This is a genomic window from Vibrio sp. Vb1755 (genome assembly GCF_033338635.1).
GTDB lineage: Bacteria > Pseudomonadota > Gammaproteobacteria > Enterobacterales > Vibrionaceae > Vibrio > Vibrio alginolyticus.
The window spans coordinates 265,123-284,643 of sequence record NZ_JAWOTA010000002.1; the positions used below are offsets into that span (position 1 = coordinate 265,123).

15 protein-coding genes and 6 tRNA genes are annotated in these 19,521 nt (G+C 44.0%); 12 read left to right on the plus strand and 9 right to left on the minus strand.

Annotated features, from left to right (window positions below):
• Positions 1-32 precede the first annotated feature (32 nt).
• Together ltaE and R7E00_RS03725 are read right to left on the minus strand one after the other, a co-directional pair.
• Complete coding sequence (gene ltaE / locus R7E00_RS03720; protein ID WP_170890076.1) at positions 33-1,037, minus strand: low-specificity L-threonine aldolase; 1,005 nt, start codon at positions 1,035-1,037, stop codon at positions 33-35.
• Between the two features lie 22 nt (positions 1,038-1,059).
• Positions 1,060-1,575 (minus strand): NUDIX hydrolase, encoded by a 516-nt coding sequence (locus R7E00_RS03725; RefSeq protein ID WP_213969379.1) that lies wholly within the window; start codon positions 1,573-1,575, stop codon positions 1,060-1,062.
• 269 nt (positions 1,576-1,844) lie between these two features.
• Between R7E00_RS03725 and R7E00_RS03730 the strand changes: the two genes are divergently transcribed.
• From R7E00_RS03730 to dld, 6 genes are all read left to right on the plus strand, one after another.
• Positions 1,845-3,506, plus strand: coding sequence for an ATPase RavA domain-containing protein (locus R7E00_RS03730; RefSeq protein ID WP_213874063.1), 1,662 nt, complete (start codon positions 1,845-1,847; stop codon positions 3,504-3,506).
• A gap of 9 nt (positions 3,507-3,515) precedes the next feature.
• On the plus strand, positions 3,516-4,970 hold the full coding sequence (gene viaA, locus R7E00_RS03735) for an ATPase RavA stimulator ViaA (RefSeq protein WP_005375981.1): 1,455 nt from the start codon (positions 3,516-3,518) through the stop codon (positions 4,968-4,970).
• 204 nt (positions 4,971-5,174) lie between these two features.
• Positions 5,175-5,248, plus strand: a tRNA-Cys gene (locus R7E00_RS03740).
• 37 nt (positions 5,249-5,285) lie between these two features.
• Positions 5,286-5,361 (plus strand) — tRNA-Gly (locus tag R7E00_RS03745).
• 239 nt (positions 5,362-5,600) lie between these two features.
• Positions 5,601-6,503: a LysR family transcriptional regulator gene (locus tag R7E00_RS03750; RefSeq protein WP_017633645.1), complete on the plus strand. Its 903-nt coding sequence runs from the start codon at positions 5,601-5,603 to the stop codon at positions 6,501-6,503.
• A 382-nt stretch (positions 6,504-6,885) separates the two neighbouring features.
• Positions 6,886-8,592: a D-lactate dehydrogenase gene (gene dld, locus R7E00_RS03755; RefSeq protein ID WP_262606015.1), complete on the plus strand. Its 1,707-nt coding sequence runs from the start codon at positions 6,886-6,888 to the stop codon at positions 8,590-8,592.
• Positions 8,593-8,732: 140 nt separating this feature from the next.
• Here the strand turns inward: dld and R7E00_RS03760 are convergent, their stop codons facing one another.
• From R7E00_RS03760 to R7E00_RS03775, 4 genes are all read right to left on the minus strand, one after another.
• On the minus strand, positions 8,733-9,041 hold the full coding sequence (locus R7E00_RS03760) for an AzlD family protein (RefSeq protein WP_005375985.1): 309 nt from the start codon (positions 9,039-9,041) through the stop codon (positions 8,733-8,735).
• On the minus strand, positions 9,038-9,769 hold the full coding sequence (locus R7E00_RS03765) for an AzlC family ABC transporter permease (protein WP_005375986.1): 732 nt from the start codon (positions 9,767-9,769) through the stop codon (positions 9,038-9,040). Before R7E00_RS03765 ends, R7E00_RS03760 begins: the two co-directional genes overlap by 4 nt.
• Positions 9,770-10,080: 311 nt before the next feature.
• Entirely contained in the window at positions 10,081-11,310 is a 1,230-nt protein-coding gene (alr, locus tag R7E00_RS03770) for an alanine racemase (RefSeq protein ID WP_258481694.1), read from the minus strand.
• Positions 11,311-11,511: 201 nt separating this feature from the next.
• Positions 11,512-13,143 (minus strand): methyl-accepting chemotaxis protein, encoded by a 1,632-nt coding sequence (locus tag R7E00_RS03775; RefSeq protein ID WP_053303666.1) that lies wholly within the window; start codon positions 13,141-13,143, stop codon positions 11,512-11,514.
• 550 nt (positions 13,144-13,693) lie between these two features.
• Here R7E00_RS03775 and R7E00_RS03780 point away from each other — a divergent pair.
• The 4 genes from R7E00_RS03780 to R7E00_RS03795 all read left to right on the plus strand — a co-directional run bounded on the left by R7E00_RS03780 (position 13,694) and on the right by R7E00_RS03795 (position 16,106).
• Positions 13,694-13,780: transfer RNA gene (locus R7E00_RS03780), tRNA-Leu, on the plus strand.
• Between the two features lie 36 nt (positions 13,781-13,816).
• Positions 13,817-13,890: transfer RNA gene (locus R7E00_RS03785), tRNA-Cys, on the plus strand.
• Between the two features lie 307 nt (positions 13,891-14,197).
• A complete protein-coding gene (gene amyS / locus R7E00_RS03790) occupies positions 14,198-15,721 on the plus strand; it encodes an alpha-amylase (RefSeq protein WP_206952902.1) in 1,524 nt (507 codons plus the stop codon).
• Positions 15,722-15,851: 130 nt separating this feature from the next.
• Positions 15,852-16,106, plus strand: a complete 255-nt coding sequence (locus R7E00_RS03795) for a hypothetical protein (RefSeq protein ID WP_005375990.1) — start codon at positions 15,852-15,854, stop codon at positions 16,104-16,106.
• Positions 16,107-16,180: 74 nt separating this feature from the next.
• On the opposite strand, the gene R7E00_RS03800 is transcribed toward R7E00_RS03795, so the two are convergent.
• Both R7E00_RS03800 and R7E00_RS03805 read right to left on the minus strand, forming a co-directional pair.
• Positions 16,181-16,969 (minus strand): lipase family protein, encoded by a 789-nt coding sequence (locus R7E00_RS03800; RefSeq protein ID WP_005375991.1) that lies wholly within the window; start codon positions 16,967-16,969, stop codon positions 16,181-16,183.
• Positions 16,970-17,038: 69 nt separating this feature from the next.
• Complete coding sequence (locus R7E00_RS03805; RefSeq protein WP_025767733.1) at positions 17,039-17,968, minus strand: CHAD domain-containing protein; 930 nt, start codon at positions 17,966-17,968, stop codon at positions 17,039-17,041.
• Between the two features lie 301 nt (positions 17,969-18,269).
• Between R7E00_RS03805 and R7E00_RS03810 the strand changes: the two genes are divergently transcribed.
• A tRNA-Leu gene (locus R7E00_RS03810) sits at positions 18,270-18,356 on the plus strand.
• 36 nt (positions 18,357-18,392) lie between these two features.
• Positions 18,393-18,466: transfer RNA gene (locus R7E00_RS03815), tRNA-Cys, on the plus strand.
• Positions 18,467-18,471: 5 nt separating this feature from the next.
• Here the strand turns inward: R7E00_RS03815 and R7E00_RS03820 are convergent.
• Positions 18,472-19,464, minus strand: coding sequence for an LLM class flavin-dependent oxidoreductase (locus R7E00_RS03820; protein WP_005376038.1), 993 nt, complete (start codon positions 19,462-19,464; stop codon positions 18,472-18,474).
• Positions 19,465-19,521: the final 57 nt, after the last annotated feature.

Here is a 19,521-nt window from a genome sequence, read left to right on the forward strand (position 1 = left end):
CCCTTAGGGGAAGCTCAATGATCAAAATCAAATTAAAGTAGAGATTTTATACTTGATAAGAAAGTGTCGATGTCTTTCGCTGAAATATCTTTATGAGTTACAAAACGAATTGGATTTCCAGGGGTTATCGTGATGTTTTGTTCCTTTAGTTTCGCAGCGATACTTACTATGTCCACTTGAGGATCAAGCTTCGCGAACACGATGTTCGTTTGAACAAATTCAGGGTTGACTGAAAAACCAGGCAGTTCTGCTAAACCTTCCGCTAAGGTTTTTGCGTTGGTGTGATCTTGTTTTAGCTGTTCCACTTGTTCGGTAAGGGCAAGTTTGCCTGCTGCGGCAAGAATACCCGCTTGACGCATACCACCGCCGACCATCTTTCTTAAGCGACGTGCTTTTGCGATGTAGTCTTTGCTACCAAGTAGTAGCGAGCCAACAGGGGCAGCCAGACCTTTCGACAGACAGATCGTCATTGAATCAAAGTACTGACCGATCTCTTTTACCGGAACATCAAGTGCAACGGCTGCGTTAAAAACGCGAGCGCCATCTAGATGCATCTGCAAGTTATGTTTATTCACGAAGTCACGTGCTTCTGCTAAGTAAGACAGAGGTAGTACTTTACCATTAATTGTGTTTTCTAAGCTGAGAAGCTTAGTGCGAGCAAAGTGACAATCATCTGGTTTAATCGCAGCAGCCAGTTTATCAAATGGTAGCGTGCCATCTGGGTTATTTTCGACTGGTTGAGGTTGAATTGATCCCAAAACCGCCGCGCCACCAGCTTCGTATTTGTAGTTATGTGCTTGTTGCCCACATAGATATTCATCTCCCCGCTCGCAATGCGCCATTAAACCGAGCAGATTGGCTTGAGTGCCTGAAGTGGTAAACAAAGCTGCTTCGAAACCAGCAAGCTGCGCAGCAAATTTTTCAAGCTCATTGACCGTAGGGTCATCACCATAAACATCATCCCCAACGGGGGCCTTAAACATGGCTTCTCGCATGGCTTGGGTGGGCTGTGTAACGGTATCTGATCGAAAATCCATGAATGTCTCCTTGGTCAAAGTCCTAAATATATCCGCAAAGGCGCGCTTTGCTTAAGCAAGCGATCGTTTTGGCATCGGTGATCGTGCCATCGACAATCTTTTCTTCGAGTTGCTTGATTGACAAGGTGACGACCTCAATCACTTCGTCTTCATCGCACTCGTAACGGTTTGTTTTATTGAGCTTTTCGGCAACAAATAGATACTGTATCTCATCACAAAATCCGGCAAGAGGGGTGACTTGGCCGAGAGACGTGAATTTCTCTGCACTAAACCCAGTTTCTTCCTCTAACTCTCTTTTGGCGCAGCAGAGTGGCTCTTCGTTGCCTTCCCTGGTACCAGCAGGAAGTTCCAATAGCCATTTATTAAGTGAAGGCCGAAATTGGTGGACAAGGACAATCTCACCCTCCGCTGTAATAGGGAGAATCACTGCAGCGCCCGGATGATGGATTGTGGTGTGCGTAATTGCCTGTCCTGTAGGAAGCATAACGTCTTCTTCAATCAGAGAAATTTGCTTCCATTTATAAATTATCTTGCTCATGCAGTTATGAACCCTAGCTGTTACCGCATTTTTGACGTTTTTCGACATTAACCACAAATGGTGGGAAACAAAAGCAAAAAATACTGCAACACGACGAAAGCGTTTGCACTTTAAGTGAGCAATGTCTCATAAATGGAAACTTTGATTGCTTCGTCAAGAAGCGGAAAAGCATCTGCTATAAGGGGAATTCGACAAAATACATTTGTAACAAAGTTATAACAAGTGTATAAAAATGTTAACGCAATACCACTTCAGTAGCCGGAGAACGTATGACACAAACCTTATTTGCCTCAAATGCCGAAAAAGCGCTTCTCTCAGAACGCATCAATAAATTGGCGAAAGCGTTAACGGATGGCGTTTATGAGCGTGAACATACGATCAAGCTCTGCCTTCTTGCTGCACTTGCTGGTGAAAGTGTTTTTCTTTTAGGTCCCCCTGGTATTGCAAAAAGCTTAATTGCCAAACGACTCATCCAAGCGTTCGATAACAGCAGTTACTTCGAATATCTGATGACGCGCTTCTCAACCCCTGAAGAGGTGTTTGGGCCACTGAGTATCCAAGAGCTAAAAGACAACGGCCGTTATGTTCGCTTAACTAAAGGGTATTTGCCAACTGCACAAGTCGTATTTTTGGATGAAATCTGGAAGGCGGGCCCTGCAATTCTTAATACATTGCTGACAGTGGTTAATGAGAAAACATTCAAAAATGGCAGCGATATCGAGCGTGTGCCAATGCGCTTGTTGGTATCGGCTTCCAATGAATTACCCGATGAAGATAGTGGATTGGATGCGCTCTACGACCGCATGTTGGTGCGTGTGTTTGTGAATCGAATTCAGAATAAACAAAACTTTAAGTCGATGTTGACTGTGGGCACATCGCAAGAGGCACAAGTACCAGAAGGCCTAGCGATAACTGATGAAGAATATCATCAATGGCAACAACAGCTCGACAAATTGACGTTAACCGACAATGCATTCGAAAAGCTTTTCCAGCTTAAAACGATGTTAGAAGCCAAAGTTGAAGCTCAGTTTGGTGATGTGGCCAATACCGATATGTATGTCTCTGACCGCCGCTGGAAGAAAGCCGTGAAGTTGTTAAAAGCGAGCGCGTTTTTTAATGGTCGCGATGAAATCAATCCGCTTGACCTTCTACTGCTGCAAGATTGTTTATGGAACAGTCCTGAATCGCGAGATGTGGTACGTGAAGTGGTTCAAGAGTTCGCCTTAAAACATGCATTTGATCAACAAGACGCGGAGCAGGAAATTGAGTACTGCCGAGAGTCTTTGGTTGATGTTCAACATGAACTTGAAGATGCCTACCGCATGACGTTAACGTCTGAAGCGGCAACGGGCATTTTGCGTAAAGAAACCATGCGCTTCGATACCTCTAAAGCCAAGATGTACAAAGTTGGCGCAGCCGTTAACTTAGTTAAATTGGTTGTCTTGCAAAGCAACATGTCGGTTTCAGAATCAGAAAAAGGTGATAGCCGCTGGGTTTATGTACCCAAAGATGAGTTAGATCGAGTCATTAAAGAGGGAAGCGGTGATGTGTATGGTTACGTCAATCAAAACACCAACATGTGCCGTTTACGATTTGATGTTGACGCGGCGAATAACCTAGTTATCCGTGATATCGCGAACCGAGGCATTTTGGTTAGCCTAGTGACTCAAGAGGGCTTGGATGTAGAGCTTTACCAAAAGTGGTTAACGCAGAGCGAAAAAGCCGTAAATCAGCTTAGTGAGGCAGAACACCATATACGCAAGGTGAAAGCGAACTTTCATGATGCGCTTCCGCATAGCTTTGTTGATCCTGAACTACCCCGCCTAATGGAGTCGAGTCTGCAACAGGTAAGTCAGAGACTTGAATCAATCCAAGCAGAAAGTGAAAAAGTTATCCAACGCTTTAAAAACTTAAATCAGTTTTTCTCATAAGGAGACGACATGCTAGGTGCAGACGGACTTAACCTCGCGCTGATGGTGGCCGACTCCGGCATCATCGATAGCGCAGTTAATGATTTGATGGCGCGTTCACAAGTCATGATGATGGCAGAAAACCGAGGCGTTAAATCTTCGGTCAAAGGTCACTTGTTAAAGTGGCGAGGCAGCGTTAAAAAACGGATCACCAAGGTATGTGAGACAGAGCGTTTCCAACAAGAGCTGTCTTTATATCAAGAGGTCATTCACTGGGATGAAGAGGCGTTTTTTGAAAACATCGAAGATGTGATTAAAAAGCTGGAATGGCACTCTGCGTTTTACATGCAAGCTCGCCGAATGATGGAAAAGAACAAAGGGATGAATAACCCTATGTTCCCTCATTACTTTTGTGATCAATGGTACAAAAGCCTCACCGATGCTATAAAACAAGCGCAAGTAAGCGAGCTTGAAGCCAATAAAGAAAAGGTGCTGAATGACCTGTATCAACGTATGGAAACCATGCGTAATATGGATAAAGTCACGGAGTCGGGTGACGCTGAAAGTGTAGGGCGCCTGTGGGATATGGCATCTGCCAAGTTGAGTAAAACAGACTTAACGGTGATGAAACGCCATGCTGAGTTTCTGAAGAAGCACCAAGGCTTGCAAGAAATTGCGGAGCAACTCGGTCGTATGGCGGGGCAAGTAAATGATCCTGAACTAAATCGTGCGCCCACTGAAGAACTTCAATTGGTCGAAGAGAAAAGTGATGAGGCGACGGATGATATTGTTGGTATTCACGAAAGCGATGATCTAAATAAGCTACTTCCCAACGAAACGATGTTTTTGGCGTATCCTGAACTTGAAGTTGTGTTCTATAAACACTTAGTTGATAAACGGCTCATGAACTATCGTACACAAGGCAAATCGCGCACGTTACGTAAAGTTAAAGCTCACCGACCTGACCATAAAGCGGTAGATATCGAAAAAGGCCCCTTCATTGTTTGTGTGGACGCGTCCGGTTCCATGAGTGGCTTTCCTGAGCAATGCGCCAAAGCCATGGCTTATGCTCTGATGCAAATCGCACTAGCGGAGCAACGTGATTGCTATGTCATTATTTTTTCTACGGAACACATTACCTACGAACTAACCAAACAAGATGGTCTGCGCGAGGCGGCGGACTTTCTAACTTATAGCTTCCATGGTGGTACAGACTTAGAGCCAACTTTGATTAAATCTATCGACTTGATGAGCGGTGATAAATATAAAAACGCAGACATGGTAGTCATTTCCGACTTTATCGCGCCAAAACAACAAGACGAGTTACTGGCCAAAGTGGATGCGCTCAAAGCGAAGAAAAACCGTTTTCACGCGATTAGCTTATCGAAATACGGAAATCCTGCATTAATGTCGATGTTTGATCACACTTGGTCTTATCACCCTAATGTTGTGGGAAGATTGCTAAAAAGGGTCAGCAACTATTAAACACCTTAATGTTTCATGGGACAAAACGAACTGAAAGCGAGATTTATATTGCTTCGTTTTAAGCCAATAAGATCGAACTTTGGTCGAATTGACTTAAAAGAAATCAAACGAACAGAAAATGAAATGTTTTTGTTTGACTATCTTCTCTCAATCCGTAAAGTAGCCACCAACGCAACGGGGTAGAGTCCTGAAGCGTAATAAAAAGGCGCCTTGGCAGAGTGGCTATGCAGCGGATTGCAAATCCGTGGACCTCGGTTCGACTCCGGGAGGCGCCTCCATTATTCTTTTGAGAGCGAATGGCTTTCGAGAATAAATGCGACACTAGCTCAGTTGGTAGAGCGCAACCTTGCCAAGGTTGAGGTCACGAGTTCGAACCTCGTGTGTCGCTCCAAATTATTCAGATATGGCCATGGCGGTATCTCGATGCCAAGTGCATCAACTTAAAACCAGCGAAAGCTGGTTTTTTTGTATCTGAAGACTGATAAATTCACACCATCTCTTTTTCATTACCTGTGAGCTTAGCAACCTCATCTCTGTCACGAGTTTCTGATATTAAGTGTGACCCGATGTTTCGCACCTCAGCCAATTTCAGTTTACAATACGGGCTTCCAAAGGATTTGACGAAGACGCATGAGAAATACCGACGATTACATCATTTTTTATCACTTGATCGAGCAAGGTTCATTCAGTGCTGCCGCGAGACATATGTCACTGACCAAATCGGTCGTCAGTAAACGGATTGCCAAGCTTGAACAAGAGCTTGGTGTACAGCTTCTCTACCGAACAACGCGAACGCTAACGTTGACTGAAGCAGGACGAGCGTTTTTTACTCATGCAAAAGCGGTTTATCAAGCGGTGGCAACGGCGGAAGAATCCATTGTGGGTTTAGGTAAAAACTTATCTGGAAACATTAAAATTTCGGTGCCTACTATCTCTGGTGAATTAATTCTTCCTCAAGTGATTAATGAATTTAATCAGAAATACCCAGACATCAATATCGATATGGATCTAGATAATCGTTTCGTCGATATCGTGAATGAACGTTTTGATTTGGCAATTAGAACGGGTGTGTTGCCAGATTCTAGTCTGATTGCAAGAAAGCTGGTGGATGCGAATTGGATCATTTGCGCGTCACCCCAATACCTAGCTAAACATGGCATACCTAAACAACCTCAAGCCTTGGCTAAACACAATTGTTTAGTCTATTCCTACCAAGAAACCGGAGCGCATGAGTGGGCGTTTAAAGATGGAGACGAGGTATATCAAATCACCGTCGACGGTAACCTCTGTACCAACAATTCTTCGGTATTGAGAAATGTGGCGCTGTTAGGGCAGGGAATCATCTATGTACCGCGTGTCTTGGTTTATGAAGACTTAAAGCAAGGCAGTCTGATTCAGTTATTTAAAGACGAAACCGCCAAATGTTTGGGTATTTATGCGGTGTATCCTTACACTCGTCAACAACCAGAAAAAATTAAGATCTTCATTGATCATCTATACACAAGCTTTCAAAGTCAAAACCATCGATTTTAAGCCAATAACTCAACACCGATCGTTATATTGGTGTTGAGCTTATGTTTCCATCTTCATTTCTAAGAATCCTCTTAAATTTAGGGGCTTACGCTTCTCCTCGTTTTCTTCACTAATATTGATAACAAGATACCCCGCACAACTGTTAACAAATGGTTTTGCTATTGTTTCTTTTAAGAAACGGTCTGTTTCTTACGTTAAATTTCTCAAATGTGAAAGATAAGTGACAGAAAAATAAAGAATTATTTTGTTTGTTGTTTATTGATTACGTATTGGTCGTCCGTCTGACATAGACGCAGAGAAATGGACTGCTTATAGTGGCTCAAACGCCATGCCTGCCGCTAAGCGGTGTTGTGAGCGAAGTACAATAACTAGAGATACGGATATGAAACAAAAGCAGCTGATTGAAGAATTTAAAGCCATCGTTGGGGAAGAAAATGTTCTAACCGACGAGGTTAAAACGAAATATTACCGCTCGGGGTTTCGTTCGGGTAGTGGTAATGCGCTTGCTATCGTGTTTCCTAACACTCTTCTGGAACAATGGAAGATTATTAAACAGTGTGTTGAAGCAAACTGCATCATTATCATGCAGGCGGCTAAAACAGGTTTAACAGAGGGCTCGGCTCCGAGTGGTAATGATTATGATCGCGATGTGGTTGTGATCAATATTACCAAAATCAAGAAGATTCACTTATTAGATGGTGGTAAGCAGGCGGTTTGCTTGCCTGGTGCGAGCTTACACTCTTTGGAGAAAGAGTTGAAGGCAGTGAACCGAGCACCGCATTCTATCATCGGCTCTTCATCGCTAGGTGCCACTGTGGTCGGTGGTATCGCCAATAACTCAGGCGGTGCGCTAGTTAAGCGTGGTCCTGCTTATACGGAACTGGCGCTCTACGCGCAGGTCGATAAGCAAGGCCAGTTACATTTGGTGAACCACCTTGGTATTGAAGGGTTAGGTGAAACGCCAGAAGAAATTCTAACAAACCTGCAAGAAGGGAACTTTGACCCAGCGAAGATCATTCATGATGAGCGAATGGCATCAGACAAAGAATACGATGAACGTGTTCGAGACGTGACTTCTGACAATCCTTCTCGCTTTAATGCCGATGAACGCCGATTATTTGAAGCCAGTGGCTGCGCTGGTAAGTTGGGGGTTTTTGCCGTTCGGGTTGACAGCTACCCAGTACCCGAAAAAGAGCAGGTTTTTTACCTTGGCACCAATGACCCTGCGAAACTAACGAAGTTGCGAAAAGACTTCTTATCTACGTTTGATAACTTGCCTGAGATGGGAGAATACTTGCATCGAGATATCTTCAACATGGCAGAGAAGTACGGCAAGGATGTGTTCTTATCAATCGACTTGTTAGGCACAGATAAGCTGCCAAAAATGTTCGCACTCAAAGCTAAGGTAGAAAACTTCTTAGAGCACATCCCGTTTGTCAGTAAATATCTGCCAGACACCATTTTGTACTACGCGAGCAAGTTGTTCCCACAACACTTACCAGAGCGAATGCTGGATTTCCGTGACAAGTATGAGCATCACCTGGTATTGAAAATGAGTGATGGTGGTATTGCTGAAGCACAAAAATACCTCAAAGAAGTTTGGGCTGTTGAAGACGACTGTGATTTCTTCGAGTGTACGCCGGAAGAGGGTAAAAAAGCTTATTTACATCGCTTTGCAGCAGCAGGTGCAGCAATTCGTTACGAGACGATTCACCGAAAAGACGTAGAAGACATCGTTGCACTTGATATTGCATTGCGACGCAATGATGAAGAGTGGCTAGAAACTTTGCCTGAAGAGGTGAGTAAGAACCTTGTTCAAGCGCTCTATTATGGTCACTTTATGTGTTACGTCTTCCATCAAGATTACATTTTCAAAAAAGGGACTGACACGAAGTTGATGAAAAAGCTGATGCTAGAGCACCTCAATAGCCGTGGTGCCAAATACCCAGCAGAACATAATGTGGGTCACTTGTATGAAGCCGAAAACTCGTTGCAGAAGTTTTACCACGAATTAGACCCAACCAATACCTTTAACCCTGGTATTGGTAAAATGGACAAATATAAGCGCAATTGTAACTGCTGTGCGTAATGTGCTGTCTCACTATGATTAATAATCGTTGTTCATCGTTCAAATGATGAGCATAAGATAAGCCCTGATGACACTTGTGACATCAGGGCTTTGTGTTTTGGGTCTTTTATTGATGACTGGTATCGGCGTTGAAACAGCGACTAAAGAGCACGTACCGCGGCGGCGGCGATGATGCCTGCTGCAATTGCTGGTAGAGGCTTTTTCACGATGAACATGACAACAGCAGTAGAAAACAGTGCTGCTCTAGCACCATTATCACCCTCTACTGCTAGCGGAGCTAAAAGGGCAACCAGTACGGAGCCTGACATCGCAGTAATGAAACGTTGAACCCGTTCGCTAATTGGAATGAATGACATAACATACACTCCGCCCCAGCGGGTTATGAGCGTGACTAACGCCATAGCGATGATGATAAGCAGTGTGCCACCTATGGTTGTTTCGATGTTCATGCTTTCTTCTCCTTCCAACAAGCACCCAATACTCCGCCAGTAATGGCGCCAACCACTACGTGGCTATTCTCTGGCAAATACCAATACGCCAACATAGAAGAGGCTGCTGCTATGGCCCAAATCGCAAAGATTCTTAAGTCTTTCGGCCCGGCCACCACCATAGACAGCAGGAAGCATCCCATAACCATATCGAGCCCGAGGCCCACCGGATCTTTGATTGCGCTACCAAAATAAATGCCGATCCAGGTGCCCACAATCCAAAAAGACCACATCGCTAAGCCGCCACCAACAAGCAAGCCAAAGCCTGGTTCTTTTCTACCAAATGCATTGAGTGCCATTGCCCAGTTAGCGTCTGATGCTACCAGCATTACACCGTAACGTTTTGTTGGTGGGAGTTGTCGTAACCATGGATAAAGTGTGGCTCCCATCAAGAGGTGACGAGCATTAATCGCAAATACAGTAATAAGTACTGGAATGAAAGGGACTTCCGCTCCCCACATTTCTAACGTGGCAAATTGTGAAGCACCGGCGAAGACCAGTGTGCTCATCAACATAGTGGGAAATACATCTAGTCCAGTCTGTACCGCAGCAACACCGAAAGCGAGGCCAAATATGACCACGAACATAGAGAGGGGTAAAAGTTGGGTGAAGCCGTTCCAGACGTCAAGCCGATTAAATTCGTGCAACTCAGTGGAGGAGCGTTGAAGATGTTGAGTATTTTCTGTCATAGAGATACCTAGCTAGCAGGCAAAGGGGCAGTGCCATACGAGTGTGTTTGTTATTTTTTTGTAAACTTCATGTTTAACATCAATTAGAGGGGCTTTCAAACACTAAGTGCTATATAAAAATGAGCCATCCAAGCGGCTTTAAGAAACAGAGTGTAGAGAGTCGCACTTGGTAGTGCTAAAGGAGAGTAAAACAACAGAAATAGTAAGCTCTGTTTAATTGATAGAATCACGAGCTAGTACAAATTAGTAGATAAGAAAGAAAGCGAGCACCAGGCTCGCTTTTTCGCTCTGTTACGAATAACTGAATAGGTTTATTTTACGTAGACACGAGGGTTCGCGCTTCCCCAAACCGTGTAGAGTTCAGGGAAGATGACTTCTGCGTGTTTTTCCATCTCAGCAGCTGAAATCGTTTTGCCTTGTTGGGAGCCAAACAAAACAACTTCAGAACCAGGCTCAACATCTTTGATACCTGTAACATCTACCATTGTAGTGTTCATTGAAGCAACGCCCGCAACTTTTGCACGTTGGCCATTGATCAGAACTTCTGCCGCATTCCCCATTTTTCGTGGGTAACCATCAGAGTAACCAACAGGAATGTTCGCCATTAAGCTTTCTTTGCTTGTTGTGTAGCTACTGTCGTAACCGACTGTGCTATTTTTTGGCAGGTGGTGAACGGATGCCACGCGTGTTTTGAAAGACACGATAGAAGGGTACTCAGGGTTAGTCGGTAGGTCTCCGTATAAAACGCCACCAGGGCGAACCATATCAAGCTGCGCTTCAGGAACATTAAGCGCGGTGTAAGAGTTTGCTACGTGCAGTAAAATGTTGTCGCGTTTTAGATTCGCTTCTTTAATCAGCCATGCAGAACTGTCTTTGAATGAAGCTAACTTTTGGCGCACGTCGTCTGCATTGTAGTTAGGGAAATGAGTCATGATACCAACAATATTTACGCCAGCTTGTTGAGCGATTTTTAGCGCTTCTTTCTTGCCTGCTTCTGTCGTCATATCAACACCATTACGTCCCATACCACCGTCGTTCAGAGCAAGGTGAACTTTGATTTCTTTACCAGCTTTCTCGGCTAGTTTAGACAGTGCTTTAGCTTGCTCTGCTGTGCCTATCAACTCTTCGACATTTAGGTTGATTGCGGCTTCAATCTCGCCAATATCCGCTGAGCGTACACGCATAAGTTGGCCTTTAAAGCCACTGTCGCGAACAGTTTGTGCTTCGGCGTTACTTGCAACGGCAACGCAAGGAATTTGTTGCTCGATAATAGTCGGCATCAGGCCTGCGATACCATTGCCGTATGCGTCGGCTTTCATCACGGCACAAATTTTCGTTTTGCCATCCATGTGCGATTTAAACTGCTCAATATTATCGCGGAACTGACCTAAGTTTATTTCTAGCCAAGCGTTAGCACCTTGAACTTGCTCTGCTTTTGCTGCTGTATTGCTAATTTGAAGAGGAGCAGCAGTAGCTTGCATTACAGGAACCGCGATTGCAGCAGCGATAGTCAGTGATAGTAAGGTTTTATTTAAGCGCATAAAGTCTCCGTACGCGTTTTTTGTATTGGTTATGTTATTGAGTACTTGGGGAAAGTACCTGACGAAGTAAAACGCTCCAAGTGGTGCTTTGGAGCGTTTATTAAGATAGTGATTTAATATATACCTAAATATACCTCAGTGATGACATTCAATTTAAGCAAATCGGGATTGATTTGATATCTACTAAGGTACCCACTGAGTTTAACTCAGTTTAAAGCGGCTCATTACATCTTTAAGAGAAATGGATAGCTGGCTTAGTTCGCGGCACGCCTGTGCGGTTTGCTCCGAGCCTTGCGAGACCTCTTGAGATGCTAAATGTATGTTTTCAATGCTGCGGTTAAGCTCTTCCGCAACAGAGTCTTGCTGGTTACAAGCCGTGGCGATTTGGGTACCCATGTCTGAGATGTCCGAAATCGAATGCTCAATGTCGCTCATCAGCTGTTTTGATTGAATGCCTTGTTCTGCACATTCTGAGATACTGGTTCTAGAAAGTTCAGTGGCTGATTTTGCGTCTTTTGCAAGTGATTGTAGCTGCTCAATGATCGAAGTGATTTCACTCGTTGAATCTTGCGTACGGCCAGCAAGAGTTCGAACTTCGTCTGCAACGACGGCAAAGCCACGACCAGACTCACCAGCACGCGCCGCTTCAATGGCTGCATTAAGTGCAAGTAGGTTGGTTTGATCGGCGATGTCGCGGATAACATCCACGATAACGTTAATTTTATTCGATTGCTGTTCAAGCTCTGCTACGGTATCGCCTGCAGCGCCAATTACATTTGAAACTTCTTGAATCGCGTCAACCATACCTTGGGTTTCACGAACACCGTGTTGTGTGCGGCGGTTTGCTTCGTTAGCTTGGTTCGCTGAGTCTTCAGTGTTACGAGCAACATCGGCTACGGCCGCTTTCATTTCTGTCATTGCTGTTGCGATGTGCGTAATTTGCAGCTGTTGATCTTTCATACCAGACGCAGAAATATCGGAGATTTGGTTCATCTCTTCGACAGCGCTGCTTAACTGAGTAACTGCAGCAATCACATTATCGATAACTTGGCGTAAGTCATCTTGCATCTTAGTGGTCGCGTCTGCCAGTTCACCAAGCTCATCATTGCCGATTGCTTTACGGTCAATGTCACTTGATAGATCACCTGTCGCGATGGCATTTGCTTGCTCAACAACAAGTTTAAGTGGGCCACAAATTAGCCGAGTCAGCACGTATGTCATGCCTACCATGATCAGTAGAATAATCACGTTACTTGCAATTGAAGAATTACTCAATCCATTTACAGAGGACAGGATATGAGTTTTGTTGCTGTCCATAGCTTCTTTAAGGAGACGGATTAGTTCGCCTAACTCTGAGTCAACCGCTTCGAAAGCAGACAAAGAGTTCGCCAAAATAGGGTGGGCCTTGCTTTTGTCGTTAGCTAGCATCGCTTCATTGTACTGGTCCATAGTATCCAAGTACTTTTTCCACTGACGCATAAGACGCTGGTAAGTTTGCTGCTCTTCGCCAGGCCAGATAGTTTCACCGTAAGCGTTGAGCTCTCTAGTGATCTTTTCGCGTTCTCTAATATTGTTAGAAATTTTAGTTTTGACTTGGTCTGCGTCTTCATAAGTGTACGCAGCAAATTGAGCTCGGCGCCAGCGAGACAAGTGGTCTCGAATCGAATCGACCCTTTCCATTGCAGGAAGCGTATCATCGGTATAGTTTAAAAGCTCAGATTTGATGCTTTTGAGCTCTGTAGATAAAAACACGCCAAATGCAATGTTGACGATGGCAATGAGTAAAAACGATAGCGATATCTTTTTCGCTATAGAAAGATTCTTGATAGACATTAGTGATATACCTTGTTTTTCTTATGTTGTGTCGCCAAAGTAAACCACATCCTTATATGTGATATATGTCCATTAAATTACTGCAACTCGTGTAACGTACCATTATTTATTGATATTTTCGATAATGAATTGAGCTTTGTTTGAAAATAAAAAAAGTCAATGATTTTATAAAGGTACGACCACATTCGATATAAAGTTATCGGTAACAAAATATGATGTTCTGTACGCAGTCGTGCCAAGAGTAGGGAATCAAATTGTTACAGATGTTACAGCGGTGAAAAGATCAGCGTTCATAACGTGATAGTCGTGTGTTTACCTCGAAGCAGTTACGGGCACTAGTATGCGTATGACTTAATAGACAATGAAAGGGAACGGGTGCTTATTGGTCTAATTGAATGCCAAATATACTAGGCAGATCGCTTTTTAAGCACTTAAATCAAAAAGATAAAATTTATTGTTGACCAGATAAATTAATCCGTTAAAGTACGCCTCGTTCTCACGGCAAAGGTCGCTGAGACAGATGGTGTCTAACCCATCGCATGATTGCGTTGCCCTGGTGGTGGAATTGGTAGACACAAGGGATTTAAAATCCCTCGGCGTTCGCGCTGTGCCGGTTCAAGTCCGGCCCGGGGCACCATCAAAATCTTTGGTGACAGAGATACAAAATCAGAAAGGCGCCTTGGCAGAGTGGCTATGCAGCGGATTGCAAATCCGTGGACCTCGGTTCGACTCCGGGAGGCGCCTCCACTATTTCGAAAGCCAGTCTTAAATGACTGGCTTTTTTCGTTTTTAGTCCGCCTTTTCGTAACCCTTCGCGCTTTCCTAAAGTCTCCCATGTTTTGATCACCATTCAATATTTTTAACGCGCTAATCATTGATTTTATAAATGTTAGACAACTCAATAATTGTATAGTGTGATTGGTGATAGTTTCTCTTCGATTGTAATCCGAACTTTTTGTATTACAGGCAGCAACCTAGCTAGCGTCATAGTTAGTATCGCTTGGTGCGTATATGCAGAAAGGAGGATTCTAGTCCTTAACGTGAGAGAAAAATAATGAAAACATTCAACCTTAAACCTACACTTTTACCCTTAACTTTGCTGCTCAGTTCGCCTGTAATGGCGGCACAAAATGGCACCATGATGCAGTATTTCCATTGGTATGTGCCAAATGACGGTGCACTCTGGACACAAGTTGAAAACAACGCTTCGGCACTATCTGACAACGGCTTTACTGCGTTATGGTTACCGCCCGCCTATAAAGGTGCTGGTGGTAGCAAGGACGTCGGTTATGGCGTTTATGATATGTACGATTTGGGAGAGTTTGATCAAAAAGGTTCGGTGCGCACCAAGTATGGCACCAAAGATCAGTACCTAAGCGCCATCAATGCTGCCCATAAAAACAATATCCAGATTTATGGCGATGTGGTGTTCAACCATCGCGGTGGTGCGGATGGAAAGTCTTGGGTTGATACCAAGCGAGTAGATTGGAACAACCGAAATATTGAACTTGGTGATAAATGGATTGAAGCGTGGGTAGAGTTTGATTTCCCTGGGCGCAACGACAAGTACTCAAACTTTCATTGGACGTGGTACCACTTTGATGGCGTGGATTGGGACGATGCTGGCGAAGAAAAAGCTATCTTCAAATTCAAAGGTGAGGGTAAGGCATGGGATTGGGAAGTTAGCTCGGAAAAAGGCAACTACGATTACCTTATGTACGCTGATCTAGACATGGATCACCCTGAAGTGAAGCAAGAGCTGAAAGACTGGGGCGAGTGGTATATCAACATGACGGGTGTGGATGGGTTTAGAATGGACGCGGTGAAGCACATCAAATATCAATACCTGCAAGAATGGATTGATCACCTACGTTGGAAAACAGGGAAAGAACTATTCACGGTCGGAGAGTACTGGAACTACGATGTTAATCAGTTGCATAACTTTATCACCAAAACTTCTGGCAGCATGTCTCTATTCGACGCACCGTTACATATGAACTTCTACAATGCGTCTAAATCGGGTGGTAGCTACGATATGCGTCAAATCATGGATGGTACGCTGATGAAGGACAATTCAGTCAAAGCGGTAACCTTAGTAGAAAACCATGACACTCAACCTTTGCAGGCTTTGGAGTCGACGGTTGATTGGTGGTTTAAGTCGCTCGCTTACGCGTTTATCTTATTGCGTGAAGAAGGCTATCCATCCGTGTTTTATGCAGATTACTACGGCGCGCAGTACAGTGATAAAGGGCATGACATCAATATGGTCAAAGTGCCTTACATTGAAGAGCTAGTAACACTGCGTAAAGATTATGCGTATGGCAAACAACATTCTTATCTCGACCACTGGGACGTAATTGGTTGGACTCGAGAAGGTGATGCAAAGCATCCACATTCAATGGCCGTGATCATGAGTGATGGACCTGGCGGCTCGAAGTGGATGTATACGGGTAAACCAAGTGCTCGCTACGTAGACAAGTTGGGTATCCGAACTGAAGAAGTTTGGACTGATGCGAATGGTTGGGCTGAGTTCCCAGTAAACGGCGGATCTGTCTCGGTTTGGGTTGGCGTTGAATAATCCATTCCTGTGATTTTGATACAGAGTAGGCAATTCTTGATAAAACTCTTCAATGAATCAATGTGTTATTTGATATTCATTCGACAAATGAGTAACTTATAGTTGAGCATAATCTAGAGGAAGATAAAGAATGGAATCTATTGCTGATGTATTGGTTGTGGCTATTGTGTTCGGTGCCATATTTGGGGGCGGGATAATAAAGTTAATCTTGAACCATCGTAAAGAAGTAAGAGCGTTGGAGATATCTGAACGTAATACGATGAGCCGAGAAGAACAAGATAACCTTAACAAGCAAATTGGTGACTTGAAGCGACGTGTTGAAGTGTTAGAGCGAATTGTCACAGATAACAAATATCAACTTGAAAAAGAAATCGCCTCTCTGTAGATCACCACTTAATCGTAAAGCCGGCGAAGTCCGGCTTTTTGGTGTCTGTACGTCATACCTTTCGGATGTTTAACTCAGCGTTCATCAAAAAAGTCTTTGTCGCGAATGTATTTACTCATAAAGTGATAAGAGAACGGTCGCATTAACCAACTAAATAAGGAGCGCCCAAGCCGTATGAGCGTTGGGGTGTTCTCGTATATTCTCCCGTTATATAACCATAGCATTTTGCCTACATGCCAATACAAAAAAGGTACGGGCGGCATAAAGGTCACGATGTCGATGTCGCAACAAATCCTGTATGTTTTGTGCCCCAAACGGTAGCGTTTCTTAAACGTCCAATCTCCGACAGCGGGCTGTCCGAAAGTGACCACGCGTTTAATGCTTTTGGGGTATTTTTTCTCAATATAGTCAGCAAAAACACTGCCAATCGCGCCACCTGAAGAGTGGCCAGTAATAGTGATTCTTTTTCCCCTGAGAATAAGTGGTACAACGATACCTTCGAGGCGTTCGATCACGGTCAACCCTAACCGATCTTCATTCCGGCTCGGTAAACTTTCTTGGAACAACAGATGATAGAAACCCGCGTGAATGCGATAGTTTAGTCCCAACCTTCGACAACTTCTCGTCCACATCGCGAAGTTCAACAACCAATCACTGATACTGTGTGAGCCTTTAATCACTACGACCACTTCACTCTGTTTTTTACTCCAGAGCACGCGAATCATAATCTTACCGTGTTCATTTCTAATGACTCGTTGCCCATTAGGATCGAATCCATATTGAGTTTGTCTGAAGACGCGAGGGTAGGCGAGATTACAAAGCACCGCATAGCGCTCGTATTGGTATCGTTTTAATGGTTTCACGTTATCTTTCTTAGTGGAGCCCAACGATTGACTGTAATTAATGAATATTAAGAATACGTGAACCTTGATTTAGGGTCGGTAGAGATTTTGTGTATTGGAATCGCGAATGAAAGACTCAAACTGGCTTAAATGCGTCAAGATGGTTTGGCGAGAGAGTTCATGATGTTCGCTAAGTACGTTAATTAGCTTTTTCAAAGCCTTACGATCTTGTTTATTGAGATTTGCTGTTTCTTTGAGTTGTGCGAAAAATTCAATTTGACTTGAAGTGTCGTTAAAGTCACCGAGCTTGTCTTGCAATAGTTTTAGTTGTTTCACGTTGTTTTTGTGCTGTTGGGAAGGATAGAGCGTGGAAAATCCTTCTAACAAATAACGAAGCGCTTTGCACTTTATCCGCATCGAATGAATCACGCTGTCACGACTTTTGTCCGAGATTTTGCGTCGTGCTTTATCAACTTTTTTAAATTGAACGGAGATTTTTTGGCTTGCGAAAAGTAACGCAGGTACGTTGCTATCCACTGGTTCGTGTTGCGTACTTCGCAACATACTATTCCTGATCAAAGTGCAGTGCGTTGTGTATTCTTGTGTAGCTAGCCAACGCGTAACTTTTGCTTGTTCGTAAGCACGTTCAGATTCTATAAAGCAAAAAAGTTGCTCAAGAGACGATTTGTGATTTGGGAGCATTTCAATGTATTGGTTTTTGTCCAAGATAAATACGTCCAAATCACGCAGCTTGTTTGTTTTCTTCATCATTATTCTTAAATGAGGTTTCAAAATACGCTGTTCAAAAGGAGGGATCAGTTCGCGAAGTAGTGAGCATAGTGAGCGTATGCGCCTCAGTGTGACGCGATATTGGTGTGTATATTCAGGATCCAAGTCGTCGATGACTCCCTGCTCCAGAGAGCGTGCATAATCAAATTCAGTAAGGAAGAAGTGGGGCACTACGAAGTCGAGTTCGGAGTCGGCATGTAAGGGTAAGTGAAATGATGGTTTTCGAAACATGATGAGCGCTATTTTGTTCTCTGAAATACACGTTAAGTTTATACCCATACTGTTAACTTGCGCGATTTGTTGGCTCTTCATTGATATAAAATGAGAAGGTTAAAAGGCACGAAAGCAAAGCGTATTGATGATCAAATAAGCAAAATGATCGCCCCTTGTTCGTTAGAGTCGTCTTTTTAACCATTTGAATAAAAAAGACTAATTTTTTGTTGACCAGATAAATTAATCCGTTAAAGTACGCCTCGTTCTCACGGCAAAGGTCGCGAGATAGATGGTGTCTAACCCCTCGCATGATTGCGTTGCCCTGGTGGTGGAATTGGTAGACACAAGGGATTTAAAATCCCTCGGCGTTCGCGCTGTGCCGGTTCAAGTCCGGCCCGGGGCACCATCAAAATCTTTGGTGACAGAGATACAAAATCAGAAAGGCGCCTTGGCAGAGTGGCTATGCAGCGGATTGCAAATCCGTGGACCTCGGTTCGACTCCGGGAGGCGCCTCCATTCTTTTACTTGTCCATGAGTTCCGATAGTAACCTGTAGGATCTCAACTTCTCAGATTGTTCAAACACCATCGTGTTTACCATAATTTCATCTGCCCCAGTGCGTTCCAAAAGTTTCTCAATTTTCTGTCTTACATATGTTTGATCACCATGGATAGATTCACGTAATTGAGTTTCAACGTGAAGCTTTTCCTGTGCTGACCATAGTGGTGCCATACTTTTCACTGGTGCGCGAAGTTTTTCGCGATTGCCGCGAATCATTTTTAAGAATTTTTGCTTCTCTGTTGTCGCGAGAAAATCTGCATGTGACTGAGTATCCGCTACGATAACGTTGGCACAAATCATCACATAGGGTTGAGCTAAATGCTCGGATGGGACAAACTCATCTCGATAAAAGTTTAGAGCACGAGACATTGCATCTGGAGCAAAGTGTGCAGCAAATGCGAAAGGTAAGCCTCTCTTAGCTGCTAAACGTGCGCTGTATGTACTCGACCCCAGAAGCCAAATCGGCAGAGATGTGTTGTTACCTGGATAAGCCGCGACTGGTTGATTTCGAGATACGGGACCAAGAAAGAAATTAAGTTCCTCCAACAGCTCTTCAAAGTCAGGATCCATATGCTCTGGTTCCCGCCTTAATGCATGCATTGTTTGGTAGTCGGTGCCTGGTGCGCGTCCTAATCCGAGGTCAATACGACCAGGGTATAATGCCTCTAACGTTCCGAATTGCTCTGCAATAACTAGTGGTGCATGGTTAGGTAACATGATTCCACCTGATCCTAAACGGATCGAGTTCGTGTGCGCTCCAATATGACTGAGTAATACACTGGTTGCGGCACTGGCGATGTCGGGCATGTTATGGTGTTCAGCCATCCAAAACCGATGATAGCCCCAGGACTCGATTGATTGAGCTAATTCAACGGAGCGTTCGAACGTTTCGGTGAAGTTTGTTCCGTCGGACACGGGTGCCAAATCCAGAACAGATAAACGAGGAAAAGACATAGGATAGTTATAGCCTGTTAATGAATCTTAACTATCATATGGTGGTGAAAGTTGACG